The following is a 15114-nucleotide window of genomic DNA, read 5'->3' as shown; positions in this document are numbered from 1 at the left end:
TTTACGCGCGCTCGGCGAAGCCTCCGCGCGGAGGCCTCCCAACGCCGCTTCCCTCCCGCTTCTGACACGATGGACATATGCGCGCGCGATACGGAGTACCCCTGGCAGTCACGGCGGTTGGCGCCGCCGGCCTGGTCTACGCGGCGGGGATCGAGCCCCGTGCCTTCCGCCTCCGGCGGGTGACCGTCCCCGTCCTCCCGTCCGGAATGCGTCCCCTGCGGGTGCTCCAGGTCTCCGACATCCACATGGTCGGCGGTCAGCGGGGGAAGCAGCGCTGGCTGCGCTCGCTGGCCGGGCTGCGCCCCGACTTCGTGCTCAACACCGGCGACAACCTGTCCGACCCGGAGGGCGTCCCCGAGGTCCTGGACGCCCTGGGCCCCCTGATGGAGTTCCCGGGCGCCTATGTCTTCGGCTCCAACGACTACTACGGCCCCCGGCCCCGCAACCCCGCCCGCTACCTCCTCGAGAAGGTCCAGGGCCGCCACGGTCTCAACGGCAACCCGCCCGTCGTGGGCGCCGTCCACAACCCGTGGGAGGACCTGCGCGACGGTTTCGACGCCGCGGGCTGGCAGAACCTGACGAACACCCGCGGCTCGCTCAAGATCGAGGGCGTGTCGGTCGAGCTGACGGGACTGGACGACCCGCACATCAAGCGGGACCGGTACCCGGAGGTGGCCGGCGGCCCGTCCGACACGGCCGACTTCTCGATGGGCGTCGTCCACGCCCCGTACCTGCGCGTCCTGGACGCCTACACGGCGGACGGCTACCCCCTGATCGTCGCCGGCCACACCCACGGCGGCCAGCTGTGCATCCCCTTCTACGGCGCCCTGGTCACCAACTGCGACCTGGACACGGACCGCGTGAAGGGCCTGTCCACGCACACCTCCGGGGACCACACGTCCTACCTCCACGTCTCGGCCGGCTGCGGCGCCAACCGCTACACCCCGTTCCGCTTCGCCTGCCCGCCGGAGGCGACGCTGCTCACGCTGGTGGGCCGGGAGGACTGACCAGCCCCCGGCCCAGTCCCGGGACTGGGGCGGGGCCGGGGCCGGGGCTGGGCTCACGGGGCCGAGGCTGGGGCTGGGCTCACGGGGGGGCCGGGAAGCAGGGGGGGAACCCGGAGCGGAGGACACACAACCCCGGGCGGGCCTGGGACGGGTGGGTAACCCACACGGCCCACCCACATAGCCCGCGATGTCCGGTCTGTCTACGTTGAGGCCATGACAGCCCCGATACCCAGGGACCTCCCGGACCTCCCCCCGATCCCGGGCCACGTCGTCCTGCCGCCCACCGTCGTACCGGCCCGCGCCGTGCTGATCCCGGCACGCCGTCGCCTGGTCGCCGTCTACCGCGGCGTGATCGCGCTGCTGGCCCTGACCGGCGTGACGATCGAGCTGCTCACCGCCGGCGGTCCGCCCACGACCCCCCTGAGCCACTTCACGGTCCAGAGCGGCATCCTGCTGGCACTGGTCATGCTCGCCTCCGCCCGGTGCTCCTGGTCCGCCCACCACCCCCTGCCGGGCGCCCTCACGGGAGGGGCGCTGTTCTACGTCGTCGCCGCGGGCCTGGTCCAGCACCTCGTCCCGGCGGGCGAGTCGCCCCTGTTCACGGCGCCGGACGCCACGACCTGGCAGACCGCCGCGACCCAGATCCTCCACATCGTGGTGCCGGTGGCCGCGGCCCTGGACTGGCTCCTCTTCACCGCCCCCGGCCGACTGCACCTGCGCCAGGCCCCCGTATGGCTCATCTACCCCCTGGCCTACCTGGCCTTCTCCCTCACCCGCGGCGAGCTGCTCCCGTCCGGCGCCCAGAACCGCTACCTCTATCCCTTCCTCGACGTGGGCCGGCACGGTTACAAGATCGTCCTCGGCAACGCCCTCCTCGTGGGCCTCGCCCTGTACGCCCTGGCCGTACTCCTGGTCGCCCTGGACCACGCCCGCCCGAACCCGCTCCACCGCCCGCGGTAAACCGGATTTCGTCTCCGGCCAGCGGTGGGCTAAAGTAAACGACGTCGCCGCGACGAGCAGCGACGATCGGGGTGTGGCGCAGCTTGGTAGCGCGCTTCGTTCGGGACGAAGAGGTCGTGGGTTCAAATCCCGCCACCCCGACAGTGAAGTACCAGTTCAGGGGCCTGATCCGCTTAGCGGGTCGGGCCCCTGAGTGGTTGCGGAGGCAGGAGTACCCGCGCCGAGGAAGTCGTTCTCCAGAGCTGCGACACTCCGTACGTGCCGTGTCCCGCGACAGAGCAGCTGTCCTCCGCCGAACGCGCGTTCATGATCAACGCCGCCGAGATCGACATCCTCCCGGGTGTCCGCGGTGACCTCGACGAGCCGCTGGTCTCAGGGCCCTCCTCGGCTCTCGTCCCGGTCCTCCTTTCCCTCGTCGAGCGAGGGTGGATCGAGGTGTGCCCGCTCGTGCCCTGGACCGCGCCGGACGGCACGCTCGGGGAGCAGCCCGGTCCGCCCGTTCCGGAGCGGGACCTTGCCGCTGTCCTGGCGGACGCCGAGAACTGGGAGTACCCACGCTCCGGCACGTGGCTGGGGTGCCTCACGCTCACCCTCACCGAAGCGGGACGGAAGATCGTCCGCTGACCGGCGGACCGAGAAAGAGCGTGCGCGCGGCGGGCCCAGTGCGGATAGTTGGCGCATGGATGCGATCGAAGCCGCACGCGCCGTCGTAGAGGAACAGCACCCCGAAGCACGTACCGCCTTCCTGGGCGGCAGCGTCGCGACGGGCCGCCGCACGGCGACGTCGGACCTCGACGTCGTGGTGCTGCTCCACGGAGCCCCGGCCCCCTACCGCGAGAGCCTCCAGTACGCCGACTGGCCGGTGGAGATGTTCGTGCACACCGAAGCGACGTGGCACGCCTACATCGAACGGGAACTGCCCACGCGCCGGTCGCCGCTGCTGTGGATGTGTGCCGCCGGGGTGCTGCTCTTCGACACCGACGGACTCGGATCGCGCCTCGCCGCACACGCCCGGAAGCTGACCGCCGCAGGACCACCCCCGGTGTCGGCGGAAGAGATCGACGACCGCCGCTACGCGATCACCGACCTCCTGGACGACCTCGAGGGAAGCGACGACCCGAGCGAGCGGCTGTTCATCGCGACCGAGTTGGTCCGTCGGACCGGTGAGCTGGGGCTGGCGGTCGCCGGATCCTGGGGTGGCGGTGGGAAGTGGCTGGCACGCCGGCTCGAGACGACCGCGCCAGGGCTCAGCACACGCCTCCACCACGGCCTGCGGGAGGCGCTGGACGGGAGGGCGGACCCCCTCGTGACCGTCGTCGACGAGGTGCTCGAGCGGGTCGGCGGCCGGTTGTGGGTCGGCTACAAACGTCCCGGAACTCCCTGACGGGCGTTCACCGAAGGGGCCCGGGGCGGGGCCTAGTTCGACCGCTTGAGCGGGGGGAGGCCAGCGCACAGGGCGGACGGGAAGGCGGGCTCGATGGCGTGCACATCTGTGCATCCGGCCTTCGTACTGCGGGCGATCGGTTTCCAGCCCGACTTCTCGGCCCGGAAGAACCAGCGGTCGTCGAGGCTCGCCCCGCAGCCGGGACCGGCGCCCTCGGGGCAGGCCGGGCCCATGCGCGAGGAGACGTCAAACACCAGCCACTTCCCGTCGCAGCGCTCGTCGCCGCGGGAGGTGTGGTTCGGCACGTCGAGAGCCATCACGGCCTGGTCGTAGGAGGCGGGGGTGCAGCCGGTGGGCGCGGGGTGGCAGCCGAGTTCGCCGCACAGGCGCAGGTGGGGCGGGTCGGCGCCGTCCGCCGTGAACGTCGTGAAGTTGTCCACGGACAGGGCCCGGTGGCCTAGCGGGGACGGCAGCCGCACCTCCGCGGTCACCGTGGCGGTCGTACGGCAGTCGGCGCGCGGGGGGCCGCCCGCCGGGGCGGAGTACGTCACCTGCACCCACACGGTGCGGTCCGACGTGTCGGTGACGACCGCCTTCAGGTCGCGCGCGCACGTCTTCCCGGGGCCGGGCACCTCGACGTCGACGTCGAGCGTGCGGCGGTCGTCGGCGAGCCGGGCGGCGGTCACCCCGATCGGCGCGTACGTCTGCCAGCGCGTCGACTCCGGCGGCTCCGGCGGCTCCGGCGCGGTCGCCGCACCGTCGGAACCGGCGCGAAGCGTCCCGCACGCGCCGAGCAGCAGCACGCCGACCGCACTCAGCAGAACGACCGTGAGCAGCGATCTTGTACGTCGCATGTATTCCGCCCCCGACGATTGCGTTCCCCCCGGCTGACTATAGAGCGACGCGTACACATCACACGTTCGGCATCCGGTTCGCCGGGTGGCGCTCACGTCCGGGTTCATAAGCGGGGTCAAGGGCGGTCGCCGCCGCCGCCGAGTCAACCGGGTGCCGGTCGACCGCGGTTGCCCGGGTCCGCCGGTGCCTCGTTCGCGAGGTGCCGGTGGGCCACTGACCTCCCCAAAGAACCGGGGAAAGAACTACCCGCCCGCCCACCCTCCCCGCGCCGGTGCGCGCGTGTCACCCGTGCGAGTGACTGGCTTGCGGGTGCGGGATTCGGGCCGTTACGTTCACCGCAAGAGCGCACCAACGACCTACAACAGAGCGGCCCACGCCCAGGATTCGCACTCCCGGACGCGGGCCTGACCGATCAAGGAAGAAGACGCTTCCCGATGGCTGACTCGCAGTCTAACGCGCGCCTGCGCGCCGACGCCGGAGCACCGACGTCCGGTGTGATCCACGTACGCACCCGGCTCACCGCCGACTTCACGGTGGTCTCCAACGCCCTCGCCCAGCGGCGCGGCAGCGCGGTCACGGTCGGCGTGGCCGTGTACATCCTGTCGTTGCCCACCGGCGCCCCTGTGACCATCGCCGCCCTGTGCGAGCACTTCAGCGAGGGCGAGATCCTGATTTCGCGTGCTCTCCGGGAGCTGGAAGCCGCCGGTTACCTGGAGCGTCGCCGGGAGCGGCTGGTCTCCGGGCAGATCCGTACCCGGACGTACTTCTACGACGTCCCCGGTGGCGATGGTCCGGACGGTCCCGACGGCCCGCCCGGCCCGCCCGAGCCGCCGACGCCGCCCCGGTCCCAGGCACGGCCCCCGGAGCGGCCCCGGGAGCGGTCCGTCGTGCGAGAGTCCGCTTCTCCTCTGCGTGAGGTGGCGCCTGCTCCCGGTCCCGCGCCCGCCCCTGAGGAGACCGAGAGCCCGGTGCCCGCACTGGGCGACGCCGATCCGAAGGCGGTTGCCGTGCTGAGCGCCCTGCGTCGGGTCGACCCCCGGCTCGTCCTGTCCGCGCGGGAGGCCGCCCGCTTGGCGCCGGCCGTGACCGAGTGGCTGGCGGCCGGAGTGGGAGCGCACGAGATCACCGAGCTGCTGACCGTACGGCTTCCCGACCGCTTCCGGGCCCGCCCGGCGAGCTTCCTCGCGTTCCGCCTGCGGGAGACGCCGCTGCCCGTGCCACCCCTGCTGCCTCTCCCACCGACCGTCGAGCGCCCGGCCGTGCTGCCGTTCCAGACCTGCGACGGCTGCGAGCGCGCCTTCCGCGCCCAGGAACCGGGACGCTGCCGGAGCTGCCGGGACCACGTGGTCGGGGAGAGCCTGCGTGCGGCCGGCTGAGCCGGTGGGCAGGTGTGCCGTGCGGCCCCGGGTGGCAGCCTTGATGTGCGACGATGCGAGACCCGGTACCGGGCACGGCAGGAGGAGGTGGGACATGGTCGACAGGTTCGAGGACGGACTTCTGACTCCCGCGGAAACAGCCTCCTACCTGGAGATTCCACAGTCGACACTCCATTCGTGGCTGAAGGGCAGAGCCGCCGGAGCGCCGCTGGTCCACCAGGTCGAGCCGATGCGCAAGGGACAGCCCTCCGTACCGTTCATCGCGGTGGCCGAGGCGCATGTTCTCCATTCCTTGCGCTCTCTGGGGCTCCGGATGAGCGAGATCAGAGAAGCTGCCGCCGCCGTACGGGATGCCTTTGCCACCCCGTACGGCCTTGTGTCGAAGCGGATCGCGACGGACGGCGTGGACATCTTCATCGAGCACGGCCTCGGCGACCTCCGCAGAGCCCGCGACAGTCAGGCGCCCATCCACGAGGTCGTCTCCGACTACCTCCGCTACCTGAACTGGGAACCCGACGAAGACTTCCCGTCCAGCCTGCGGCTCAGGCAGTACCCGGACTCCGTACCCGTCGTGATCGACCCGAGGTTCGGGCGCGGGAGGCCCGTCGTGGCCGCCAACCGTGTCGCGGTCAACGCGATCACCGACCTTTGGGAGGCCGGGGAGAGCGTCGAGGACATCGCGTACGACTTCGACATGACGCCCGAGCAGGTCGACGAGCTGTGCAGGGCAGTGGTGCGCCTTGCCGCCTGAGTTCTTCCTCGACCGCAATCTCGGACGTCGTGTCGCAGAGGGACTGAGGGCGTGCGGCTGGACCGTACACCGTATCGGGGACGTCTTCGCCGACGACGGACAGGACGTTGCCGACGAGGACTGGATCGCGCACGGTCTCGACCAGTCATGGGCGCCGCTCTCGAAGGACGGCCGGATCAAGAGCCGAGACCTGGAGATCCGGCCAGTGCTTGAGCGGGAAGCAGTGCTCTTCTATCTCGACAACCAGCAACTGCGCAGTGTGGAGATGGTCGAGCGGCTCGACGCCCACCGGGAGGCGATCCATCGTGCCGTGGCACGAGGCGGCCCAGCGGCCTACGCGGTACGGCGCGAGCGTATCGAGCGCACCTGGCCGCCCTGACCGGCGCCAGCACGCGGTGGATGCGGGTACGGAGCTTGGCGCGGACGGGGCTCACGGGAGAGCCAGTCGACGGAGAGGTTCTTCTGGATGTCCTTGACGAGGGCACGGGCGATCTTGGCGAGGGTGTTGTCGCCGCCCTCCATCGCCTTGGCCATGTCGCGGAGGGCGACCGCGTCGTAGAACGCCAACTCCGCGTGGTTGAGCGGTGGGTCGAACTGCTCACCGCGGCGGCCTACGTTCTTGACTCGCAGGTCCAGAATTGCTTACAGTCGGGACATGGCCAGACCGAAGGAGTTCGACCCGGAGATCGCCGTCGACCAGGCGATGGAGGTGTTCTGGCGAAAGGGGTACGCCGCCACCACCCCCCAGGACCTGGTGGACGCGCTCGGCATCGGAAAGGGGAGTCTGTACAACGCGTTCGGCAGCAAGCAGGCACTCTTCCTGCGAGCGCTGCGTCGGTACCGGGACAGCCAGACCGAGGCACTGATCGAGGTGCTGGAGCAGCCGGGCCCGGTGAAGCAGCGACTGCGCGGGGCACTCACGGCGCTGGCCGAGATGGACCTGGCCGACCCGGATCACCGAGGCTGCCTGGCGGTGAACACCACGGCCGAGCGGGCCGGCGTCGACCAGGAGGCGGCGGAGGTGCTCCGCCGGATGCTCGACCGCACCGAAGAGGCCTTCCAGGCACTGGCGGCGGAGGGGCAACGGGCGGGAGAGATCGACCCGGGGCGCGACCCCGCCGCCCTCGGCAGCATGCTGATGAACACCGTCGTCGGGATGCGCCTGGTGGCCCGCATCGCCCAAGGGCCGGACCGGCTCACCCGGGTGATCGACGCGACGGTCGACTCCCTCTGACCCACCACCTCCCCCCGGCACCGCCGGGGGTTGTCATACCGAAATTCTGTACCTTGAGTTAAAGAACTGGAGCAGAACATGAGCCAGCACATGGGCACGTACACGGGCACGTACACCGGCAAGTACACGGGCAAGAACGTCGTCGTCACCGGCGGCAGCAGCGGCTTCGGCCTGGCCGTCGCGAAGCTCCTGGCGCACGAGGGCGCCCGGGTGCTGATCACCGGCCGGGACCGGGCCGCACTGGACGCCGCCGGCGAGCAACTCGGTGCCGGGCACCTCACGGTGCGCAGCGACGCCTCCTCACTGGACGACATCGAGGCGCTGGCCGACCGGGTCAAGGCCGAGTTCGGCACCGTCCACGCGCTCTTCGCCAACGCGGGCGTCAACGGCTTCGCGCCGTTCGAGGAGACGGGCGAGGAGCTCTTCGACCAGTTGCTGACGATCAACGCCAAGGGCCCCTACTTCACGGTGCAGAAGCTCGTTCCGCTGCTGGCCGACGGGGCAGGAGTCGTACTCACCACGTCGGTCGCCAACGTGCTGGGCATCCCCGCGCTGAGCGCCTACGGGGCGAGCAAGGCCGCACTGCGCTCGATGACCCGCAGCCTGGCCAGGGAACTGCTGCCGCGCGGGATCCGCGTCAACGCGGTCAGCCCCGGCCCGATCGATTCCGGGATCCTGGAGAAGTCGATGCCGAAGGAGGCCGCCGAGCAGACCAAGGCACAGATGGCCGCCGAAAACCCGATGCGGCGGATGGGCACCCCGGAGGAGGTGGCCCGGACGATGGCCTTCCTCGCCTTCGAGGCCACCTTCACCACGGGCGCGGAGCTCCCCGTGGACGGCGGCGGCTCCCAGCTCTGATCCGCACCCCATCCCCACGGGCGCCCCCAGCACGGAACGGGAGCGCCCGTGGCGGAGCTGGGCCTGCGGCTCCTCGTGGCCCGGTCCGGCGGGCGGACTCAGCCCGGTCCCGGCCCGCGCCGTGCCGGAAGCGTCGCGGCTAGGATCCGGGGCATGAGGCGGCGGACCGGTGCGGGGCAACAGACGGACGGGCAGCAGAAGTTCACCGGCATGCGGCCGATGGAACCGCCCCCGGCGGACTCGGACGCGCTCGGAGTGACCACCCACTACCTGAGTCACTTCCGCAAGGAATACACGCGCACCCGCGAGCTGATGAAGAAGAAGGCCCGGCGGTCCACCGTGGGGATCGCCGCCCTCAACGGACTCATCGCCGTGCTCGGTGTGGCGGTCGCGGCCTGGCGGGACTACGCCGCATGGCTCGGGTTGGCCAGCACCGCCGTGGCCGGCGTCGTCGGGGTGATCTCGGCGTGGAGCGGCCTCATGCGCCACCACGAGCTGTGGCAGCAGCGGAGCCTGATACTCGCCGAACTCCAGCGGATCATACGGAACGTCGAGCGCCGGGAGGCCTCGGGCGACGACCGGCAGCTCATCGCGCGGGAAGCGATGGAACTGCTCGACGCGACGCTGAGCCAGGACGCCAGCAACTGGGGCAGCCTGAGCCGGACTCCCCTCACCGCGGCAGTCCCGTACCAGCCCCTCCAGGCGCCCGCCGAACGCCCACAGGAGTGACGGCACGGCCCGGTCGACCCTCACCCGGGCAGTTGCACCGTGACGCGGAGGCCGCCCTCGCCGCGGGGCGTGACGGTGAGGATGCCGTCGTGGGCCTCGGTGATGGTGGCGACGATGGCCAGGCCCAGGCCGGTGCCCGCATGGTCGGTGTGGACGCGTTCGGTGCCGCGCTGGAACGGTTCGGTGAGGGTCGCGGCCTGCTGGGGGCTGATCCGTTCGCCGGTGTTCTCGACGGTGAGCAGCGCGGTGTGCGGGCCGGAGGTGGTGTGGACGCGGACCCTGCCTCGTCCGGGGAGGTTGTGGACGATCGCGTTGTGGACGAGGTTCGTGGTCAGTTGCAGGAGGAGCGTCGGCGATCCGGAGGCGGGGGCCACCTCGCCGCCGGTCTCGAGCGCGATGCCGTGCTTCTCGGCGAGCGGCAGGAGGGTCTCGGTGGCCTCTTCCGCCAGGAGGGACAGGTCGACGTGTTCCCGGGTGAAGGAACGCTGACCGGCCCGGCTGAGCAGAAGCAGGGCCTCGGTGAGGTCGATCGCCCGGGTGTTCACGGTGTGGAGGCGGTCGATGATCTCGCCGGTGTCCTGGTCCGGGTCAGTGCGGGCCACGTCGAGGAGGGCCTTCGAGACGGCGAGCGGGGTGCGCAGCTCGTGCGAGGCGTTGGCCGCGAAGCGCTGCTGTTCGGCGACGCGGGCTTCGAGGCGGGCGAGCATCGTGTCGAAGGCGTCGGCGAGTTCGCGGAACTCGTCCCTGCGGCCCGGCAACCGGATCCGGTGGGACAGCGAGCCGGCCTCGGCCGTGCGGGTGGCCTGGGTGATGCGGTCCAGGGGGGCGAGCATGCGTCCGGCGAGGATCCATCCGCCCAGGAGACCGAAGAGCAGGAGGAACACCATGACCGCGGCTGCCGTCGGGGCGAAGTCGCGGAGGAAGATCGTGCCCGGGGTCGCTCGCACCGCCCCCCGTTCGTTGGTGCGCAACCAGCCCTGCTGCACGAGGAACACGCCCACGGCGGCGAGGAGCAGGGCACCGGCGAGCATGAGGAAACCGGCGTAGCTGAGGGTGAGTTTGAGGCGGACGCTCAGGCCGGGCCGCCTACCCACGGTCACCGCCGCCGTATCCGGTGCCGGGGCCTGCCGCAGGTCCGGTGTCCGGTCCGGTGCCGGGTCCCGCGTCGGGTCCCGCGTCGGGTCCCGTGTCGATGCGGTAGCCGACGCCCGGCACGGTGGCGATGATCCAGGGCTCGCCGAGGCGCTTGCGCAGGGCCGAGACGGTGATGCGGACGGCGTTGGTGAACGGGTCGGCGTTCTCGTCCCACGCGCGTTCCAGGAGTTCCTCGGCGCTGACGACACCGCCCTCGGCGGCGACCAGCACGTCGAGCACCGCGAACTGCTTCCTGGTCAGCGCGACGTAGCGGCCGTCCCGGTAGACCTCCCTGCGGAACGGGTCGAGGCGCAGACCGGCGATCTCCCGCACCGGCGGCCTGCTGTGGGCGCGCCTGCGGTCCAGGGCCCGGAGCCTGAGCGCGAGCTCCCGCAGGTCGAACGGCTTGGTGAGGTAGTCGTCGGCGCCGAGTCCGAAGCCGGAGGCCTTGTCGTCGAGGCGGTCGGCCGCCGTGAGCATGAGGATCGGCATGCCGCTGCCGGAGGCGACGATGTGTGCGGCGACCTCGTCACCGGACGGGCCGGGGATGTCGCGGTCGAGGACGGCGATGTCGTAGGCGTTGGCGTCCAGGAGTCGCAGCGCGGTGTCGCCGTCTCCGGCGATGTCGGCCGCGATCGCTTCCAGGCGCAGGCCGTCGCGGATCGCTTCCGCCAGGTAGGGCTCGTCCTCGACGATCAGCACACGCATGCCGTCGAGGTTACGAGCCGGCACGTATCGTCCGCGTATCCAAAACCGCATACGCCCTCGCAACGGCGCGTTTCCTTCACTGGCGGCATGTATCGGACCTCATCACCGTCAGCCCCGGAACCGGTCACAGCCCCGGAACCGGTCACAGCCGCAGCCCCCGCACCCGCCCCCGCCCCGCGCCGGCTTTCGCGGGAGGCGTTGCGCCGCGCCGTCCGGCCGGAGGTCTGGAAGCGCGCCCCGGTGCTCACCGGGGCGGCGCTGCTGCTGGGCCTGGTCATGCTGCTGCACGCGTACGTCCCGAACCGGGTCGGGACCGTCGGCAGCCTGGTCGAGACGTTCCTGCCGTGGTTCGGGCTGTTCGTCCCCGTGCTGGCGGCCGGGGCCCTGTGGCGCCGCTCCCCCGCCGCGGTGACCGCGCTGGTGCTGCCGGTCACCGTGTGGCTGAGCCTCTTCGGCGGGCTGCTCGCCGACAAGTCGCACCCGGGCGGCGACCTCGCCCTGGCCACCCACAACGTCGGCGCCGACAACCCGGACCCGGCCGGCACCGCCCGCGGCCTGGCCGCCTCGGGTGCGGACGTGCTGGCCCTGGAGGAGATCACCGACCAGGACCGGGACGTGTACGAGGAGGAGCTGGCCGAGGCGTACCCGTACCACGCGGTCGTGGGCACGGTCGGGGTGTGGAGCAGGCTGCCGTTGTCGGACACGCGGCCGGTCGACATCGCGACGGACGTCGGGCCGCTGGCGGCCACCAAGCCGGCCGACGTGCGGACGGCCGGCAACCGGGCCCTGCGCACCACGGTGGCCACCGACCAGGGCCCGCTGACGGTGTACGTGGTCCACCTGGGCTCCGTACGGCTGAACCCCCGGACCGGTTTCTGGACGGACTCGCGCGACCGGAACATCCGGGCGCTCGGCGACGTCCTCGCCGCCGACCGCAGTGAGCGGGTGGTGCTGCTCGGCGACCTGAACGGCTCCCTGGACGACCGCGCCTTCGACGGCGTCACCTCGCAGGTGCACTCGGTCCAGGAAGCGGCCGGGGACGGCTTCGGGTTCAGCTGGCCGGCGCGGTTCCCGGTGGCGCGGATCGACCACATCCTGGTGCGGGGCGTGGAGCCGGACAGTTCCTGGGTGCTGCCCGCCACCGGCAGCGACCACCTGCCGGTGGCGGCGCGTATCAGCTGGTGAGCGTCGCCGGGCCGGGCACGCGAGAGGCCGGGCACGCGACAGGCCGGGCCGGGCGGGGTCTCAGGGCTTCGCGAGCTCGAAGGTGCGGCCGGGTGCCGCGTACTCCACCGGGCCGGTGTAGTGCGCCGCCGCACGGCGCACCGCTTCCGACGGTTCCAGGAACGGGCCCAGGTGGGTGACGACCAGGCGTTTCGCTGCGGCGGCGGCAGCGGTCGCGCCCGCGTCCTCCGGCGTGTGGTGCACGGCCTCGGTGCCGGCCGGCGCCGGTTGTGCGAGGTCCGCCTCGCACAGCAGCGTCGTACAGCCGTCGGCGAGCGCCGTGAGGGCGTCGCAGGGGGCGCTGTCGCCGGAGTAGACGAGGGAGGCGCCGGCCTCGGTCTCGACGCGGAGCCCGAAGGCGGGCATCCCGTGCGCCACGGCGCGGCTGGTGAGCGTGAGGCCACCGACGCGGGCGCGGTGCCGGTCGTGCAGTTCGACGATGCGGAAGGCGTCCTCGACGAGGCTGCGCCGCGGCCCGTTGGTGAGGAACCCGGCGAGCCGGTCGGCGATGCCCGGCGGCCCCAGCAGCGGTACGGGGGCGGCGAGTTCGACGTCCGCGTACAGCAGGCCGTAGTACGCCGTCAGCAGGTCGGCGCAGTGGTCCGCGTGCAGGTGGGAGATCCAGATGCCGTCGAGCCGGTCCAGGCGTACGTGCTCGCCCAGCGCGCCGAGCGTGCCGCTCCCGGCGTCCATCCACAGCCGGGCGCCGCCGCCCTCGACCAGGTACCCGGAGCAGGGGTTCCCCGCCCGGGGGTACGGGCTCGCGCTGCCGAGGACCGTGAGGCGCAGGACGTCCGTCATGATCACGGAGTCTATGGCGGACGGTGGGGGGTGACGGGGCGGAGGGCCAAACGCGCGGGCAGGGCCTAAGGTGTCCCGGGTTGCCGGAAGGACTGGCCTGGGCAGACAGGGAGGCGGCCGTGGGTGCTGCGCGTACGAGCAGGACGCCGTTGCCGGGGATAGGGGTGCGCTACGACCTGGTCACCCGCGAGCGGCGTCGGCTGTCGGTGGTGGCGGAGAAGGACGGGGCGCGGACGCTGAGCTCCTACCGCGGGAAGGGTCCGGACGAGGACCCCGAGCTGTCGGTGCGGCTCGACGGGCAGGAGGCGGCCCTGGTCGTCGACGCGCTCAGGCCCGCCCATCACAGTCCCAGCCTGCTGTCGACGACCGAGCTGGGGCTGGTCGCGGAGCGCGTCGGGCTGTCGGCGTCGTCGCACTGGAACGGGCGCCTGCTGGGCGACACCCGTACGCGTACCGAGACCGGTGTGTCCATCGTCGCGGTGCTGCGGCGGACCGAGGCGCTCCCGTCGCCGGGTCCGGACTTCCGGCTGGCCGGCGGCGACACGCTGATCGTGATCGGCACGCGCGAGGGCGTCGACGCGGCCGCGGAGATCCTCGGGCGGGAGTGAGCCCCCCGGGGTCCGGGGCGGGGGTGGGCGCGGGGCGTCCGCCGGTTCACGCGTTGGCGTGCGTCGACCCCGTCGGCTCCGTGGTGGTCCCGGGTGCGGTCGCGGCGTCGCCCCCTGCCCCGGCCGCCTTGCCGGGGCCCCGGGTGAGGCGGCGGGCGAGGGGCTCGGTGAAGCGGGCGGTGAGCGGGCCGAGTACGACGAGAATGAGCACGTAGGCCGTCGCCAGCGGGCCGAGGCGGGGCTCGACGCCCACCGCGAGTCCGGCGATGACGATCGAGAACTCGCCCCGCGCCACCAGCGTGCCGCCCGCCCGCCAGCGGCCCGAGCCCCGCAGCCCGGCGCGGTGCGCGGCGTACCAGCCGGTGGCGACCTTGGTCAGGGCGGTGACCACGGCGAGGATCAGGGCCGGGACGAGGACCGGCGGAATGTCGGCGGGGTTGGTGGACAGGCCGAAGAAGACGAAGAAGACGGCCGCGAACAGGTCGCGCAGCGGGGTCAGGAGGCTGCTGGCGCCCTCGGCGACCTCGCCGGACAGGGCGATGCCGACGAGGAACGCGCCGACCGCCGCGGAGACCTGGAGTTCCTGGGCGAGGCCGGCCACGACGAGGGTGAGGCCGAGGACCACCAGCAGGAGCGTTTCCGCGCTGTCGGAGGAGACCGCGCGGCTGATCAGCCGCCCGTGGCGCAGCGCGAGGTAGAGGACGGCGCCGACGGTGCCCAGGGAGATCAGCAGGGTGACGGCGCCGCCGGCCAGGCTCACCCCGGCCAGCAGGGCGGTGAGGATCGGCAGGTAGACGGCCATCGCGAGATCCTCGATGACGAGGACACCGAGGATCACCGGCGTCTCGCGGTTGCCGAGCCGGCCCAGGTCGCCGAGGACCTTGGCGATCACTCCGGAGGAGGAGATCCAGGTGACGCCCGCGAGCGCGACGGCGGCCACCGGGCCCCAGCCGAGGATCAGTGCCGCCACGGCGCCGGGGACGGCGTTCAGTACGAAGTCGACGGCGCCGGAGGGGTATTGGGTCTTGAGGTTGGTGACCAGTTCGGAGGCGCTGTACTCCAGGCCGAGCAGGAGCAGCAGCAGGATGACGCCGATCTCCGCGCCCGTCGCCGTGAACTCCTCGCTGGCCTGCAGGGGCAGGATGCCGCCGTGGCCGAAGGCGAGCCCGGCCAGCAGGTAGAGGGGGATGGGCGAGAAGCCCACGCGGCCGGCGATGCGGCCGAGGAGTCCGAGAGCGAGAATGATCGCTCCGAGTTCGATGAGCACGGCGGTCGTGTTGTGCACGGGCGGCTGTCCCTCCGGGGTGGTCGGTGGCGGGGGGCGTGCGGGGGCGCGGATGCGGGGGGGGCGCGGGTGCCTGCTGGGTGCGAGCCGGGGTGGGTGCGCTGCCGGCGTTGGGGTGCCTCCCCCAGTGCCTGAACGGCCTGGGCGGTACCCCCACCGCCCACCCGTGCCGCCCCAGCGGCACGACTGCCCGCAGCGGC

At 72.2% G+C, this 15114-nt stretch carries 18 protein-coding genes and 1 tRNA gene; 13 read left to right on the top strand and 6 right to left on the bottom strand.

Annotation, left to right across the window (positions count from 1 at the left end; all coding sequences use genetic code 11):
* Positions 1-77: 77 nt before the first annotated feature.
* The 5 genes from Sco07f_RS07710 to Sco07f_RS40070 all read left to right on the top strand — a co-directional run bounded on the left by Sco07f_RS07710 (position 78) and on the right by Sco07f_RS40070 (position 3351).
* A complete protein-coding gene (locus tag Sco07f_RS07710) occupies positions 78-1007 on the top strand; it encodes a metallophosphoesterase (RefSeq protein ID WP_007452085.1) in 930 nt (309 codons plus the stop codon).
* Positions 1008-1220: 213 nt separating this feature from the next.
* The gene (locus tag Sco07f_RS07705) at positions 1221-1967 is read left to right on the top strand and encodes a Pr6Pr family membrane protein (protein ID WP_108987336.1); all 747 of its coding nucleotides are present in this window, start codon (positions 1221-1223) and stop codon (positions 1965-1967) included.
* A gap of 67 nt (positions 1968-2034) precedes the next feature.
* Positions 2035-2108 (top strand) — tRNA-Pro (locus tag Sco07f_RS07700).
* Positions 2109-2225: 117 nt separating this feature from the next.
* Entirely contained in the window at positions 2226-2591 is a 366-nt protein-coding gene (locus tag Sco07f_RS40075) for a hypothetical protein (RefSeq protein WP_164143013.1), read from the top strand.
* Between the two features lie 55 nt (positions 2592-2646).
* Positions 2647-3351 carry a nucleotidyltransferase domain-containing protein gene (locus Sco07f_RS40070; RefSeq protein WP_167468046.1) on the top strand — a complete coding sequence of 235 codons (705 nt, stop codon included), beginning with the start codon at positions 2647-2649 and terminating at the stop codon, positions 3349-3351.
* Between the two features lie 32 nt (positions 3352-3383).
* Here the strand turns inward: Sco07f_RS40070 and Sco07f_RS07685 are convergent, their stop codons facing one another.
* Positions 3384-4205, bottom strand: a complete 822-nt coding sequence (locus Sco07f_RS07685; protein WP_174855318.1) for a hypothetical protein — start codon at positions 4203-4205, stop codon at positions 3384-3386.
* A gap of 435 nt (positions 4206-4640) precedes the next feature.
* Here Sco07f_RS07685 and Sco07f_RS07680 point away from each other — a divergent pair, with 435 nt between their 5' ends.
* The 3 genes from Sco07f_RS07680 (at position 4641) to Sco07f_RS07670 (ending at position 6712) form a co-directional block, all read left to right on the top strand.
* A complete protein-coding gene (locus Sco07f_RS07680; protein ID WP_108987335.1) occupies positions 4641-5582 on the top strand; it encodes a hypothetical protein in 942 nt (313 codons plus the stop codon).
* 94 nt (positions 5583-5676) lie between these two features.
* Positions 5677-6333, top strand: a complete 657-nt coding sequence (locus Sco07f_RS07675) for a DUF433 domain-containing protein (protein ID WP_007452070.1) — start codon at positions 5677-5679, stop codon at positions 6331-6333.
* Positions 6323-6712 (top strand): PIN-like domain-containing protein, encoded by a 390-nt coding sequence (locus Sco07f_RS07670; protein ID WP_108987334.1) that lies wholly within the window; start codon positions 6323-6325, stop codon positions 6710-6712. Before Sco07f_RS07675 ends, Sco07f_RS07670 begins: the two co-directional genes overlap by 11 nt.
* Here Sco07f_RS07670 and Sco07f_RS07665 read toward each other — a convergent pair.
* The gene (locus Sco07f_RS07665) at positions 6667-6900 is read right to left on the bottom strand and encodes a type I restriction enzyme endonuclease domain-containing protein (protein ID WP_239110024.1); all 234 of its coding nucleotides are present in this window, start codon (positions 6898-6900) and stop codon (positions 6667-6669) included. The genes Sco07f_RS07670 and Sco07f_RS07665 overlap by 46 nt on opposite strands.
* Before the next feature lie 88 nt (positions 6901-6988).
* Between Sco07f_RS07665 and Sco07f_RS07660 the strand changes: the two genes are divergently transcribed.
* From Sco07f_RS07660 to Sco07f_RS07650, 3 genes are all read left to right on the top strand, one after another.
* Entirely contained in the window at positions 6989-7567 is a 579-nt protein-coding gene (locus tag Sco07f_RS07660; protein ID WP_108987333.1) for a TetR/AcrR family transcriptional regulator, read from the top strand.
* A 78-nt stretch (positions 7568-7645) separates the two neighbouring features.
* A complete protein-coding gene (locus Sco07f_RS07655; RefSeq protein ID WP_218030729.1) occupies positions 7646-8425 on the top strand; it encodes an SDR family oxidoreductase in 780 nt (259 codons plus the stop codon).
* Positions 8426-8578: 153 nt separating this feature from the next.
* Positions 8579-9154: an SLATT domain-containing protein gene (locus Sco07f_RS07650; RefSeq protein ID WP_054102391.1), complete on the top strand. Its 576-nt coding sequence runs from the start codon at positions 8579-8581 to the stop codon at positions 9152-9154.
* Between the two features lie 20 nt (positions 9155-9174).
* Here Sco07f_RS07650 and Sco07f_RS07645 read toward each other — a convergent pair whose 3' ends face one another.
* Both Sco07f_RS07645 and Sco07f_RS07640 read right to left on the bottom strand, forming a co-directional pair.
* A complete protein-coding gene (locus tag Sco07f_RS07645; RefSeq protein ID WP_108987431.1) occupies positions 9175-10248 on the bottom strand; it encodes a sensor histidine kinase in 1074 nt (357 codons plus the stop codon).
* Positions 10241-10996 (bottom strand): response regulator transcription factor, encoded by a 756-nt coding sequence (locus Sco07f_RS07640; RefSeq protein WP_244942000.1) that lies wholly within the window; start codon positions 10994-10996, stop codon positions 10241-10243. The genes Sco07f_RS07645 and Sco07f_RS07640 overlap by 8 nt, the downstream gene beginning before the upstream one ends.
* Positions 10997-11083: 87 nt before the next feature.
* Here Sco07f_RS07640 and Sco07f_RS07635 point away from each other — a divergent pair, with 87 nt between their 5' ends.
* Positions 11084-12181 carry an endonuclease/exonuclease/phosphatase family protein gene (locus Sco07f_RS07635; protein ID WP_244941999.1) on the top strand — a complete coding sequence of 366 codons (1098 nt, stop codon included), beginning with the start codon at positions 11084-11086 and terminating at the stop codon, positions 12179-12181.
* A 60-nt stretch (positions 12182-12241) separates the two neighbouring features.
* Here the strand turns inward: Sco07f_RS07635 and Sco07f_RS07630 are convergent, their stop codons facing one another.
* Positions 12242-13021, bottom strand: coding sequence for an MBL fold metallo-hydrolase (locus tag Sco07f_RS07630; protein ID WP_087790120.1), 780 nt, complete (start codon positions 13019-13021; stop codon positions 12242-12244).
* Between the two features lie 119 nt (positions 13022-13140).
* Between Sco07f_RS07630 and Sco07f_RS07625 the strand changes: the two genes are divergently transcribed.
* Positions 13141-13629 carry a cation:proton antiporter regulatory subunit gene (locus Sco07f_RS07625; RefSeq protein ID WP_108987330.1) on the top strand — a complete coding sequence of 163 codons (489 nt, stop codon included), beginning with the start codon at positions 13141-13143 and terminating at the stop codon, positions 13627-13629.
* Between the two features lie 46 nt (positions 13630-13675).
* On the opposite strand, the gene Sco07f_RS07620 is transcribed toward Sco07f_RS07625, so the two are convergent.
* Entirely contained in the window at positions 13676-14914 is a 1239-nt protein-coding gene (locus Sco07f_RS07620) for a cation:proton antiporter (protein WP_007452103.1), read from the bottom strand.
* Positions 14915-15114: the final 200 nt, after the last annotated feature.

Origin of the sequence: Streptomyces coelicoflavus (genome assembly GCF_003112555.1) — a bacterium.
Taxonomy (GTDB): Bacteria; Actinomycetota; Actinomycetes; order Streptomycetales; family Streptomycetaceae; genus Streptomyces; species Streptomyces coelicoflavus.
This window is presented reverse-complemented; position numbering and strand designations above follow the sequence as displayed.

Coding starts and splice junctions, on each gene's coding strand:
- Sco07f_RS07710 (WP_007452085.1), top strand. CDS start 78: ATGCGCGCGCGATACGGAGTACCCCTGGCAGTCACGGCGGTTGGCGCC.
- Sco07f_RS07705 (WP_108987336.1), top strand. CDS start 1,221: ATGACAGCCCCGATACCCAGGGACCTCCCGGACCTCCCCCCGATCCCG.
- Sco07f_RS40070 (WP_167468046.1), top strand. CDS start 2,647: ATGGATGCGATCGAAGCCGCACGCGCCGTCGTAGAGGAACAGCACCCC.
- Sco07f_RS07685 (WP_174855318.1), bottom strand. CDS start 4,205: ATGCGACGTACAAGATCGCTGCTCACGGTCGTTCTGCTGAGTGCGGTC.
- Sco07f_RS07680 (WP_108987335.1), top strand. CDS start 4,641: ATGGCTGACTCGCAGTCTAACGCGCGCCTGCGCGCCGACGCCGGAGCA.
- Sco07f_RS07675 (WP_007452070.1), top strand. CDS start 5,677: ATGGTCGACAGGTTCGAGGACGGACTTCTGACTCCCGCGGAAACAGCC.
- Sco07f_RS07660 (WP_108987333.1), top strand. CDS start 6,989: ATGGCCAGACCGAAGGAGTTCGACCCGGAGATCGCCGTCGACCAGGCG.
- Sco07f_RS07655 (WP_218030729.1), top strand. CDS start 7,646: ATGAGCCAGCACATGGGCACGTACACGGGCACGTACACCGGCAAGTAC.
- Sco07f_RS07650 (WP_054102391.1), top strand. CDS start 8,579: ATGAGGCGGCGGACCGGTGCGGGGCAACAGACGGACGGGCAGCAGAAG.
- Sco07f_RS07640 (WP_244942000.1), bottom strand. CDS start 10,996: ATGCGTGTGCTGATCGTCGAGGACGAGCCCTACCTGGCGGAAGCGATC.
- Sco07f_RS07635 (WP_244941999.1), top strand. CDS start 11,084: ATGTATCGGACCTCATCACCGTCAGCCCCGGAACCGGTCACAGCCCCG.
- Sco07f_RS07630 (WP_087790120.1), bottom strand. CDS start 13,021: ATGACGGACGTCCTGCGCCTCACGGTCCTCGGCAGCGCGAGCCCGTAC.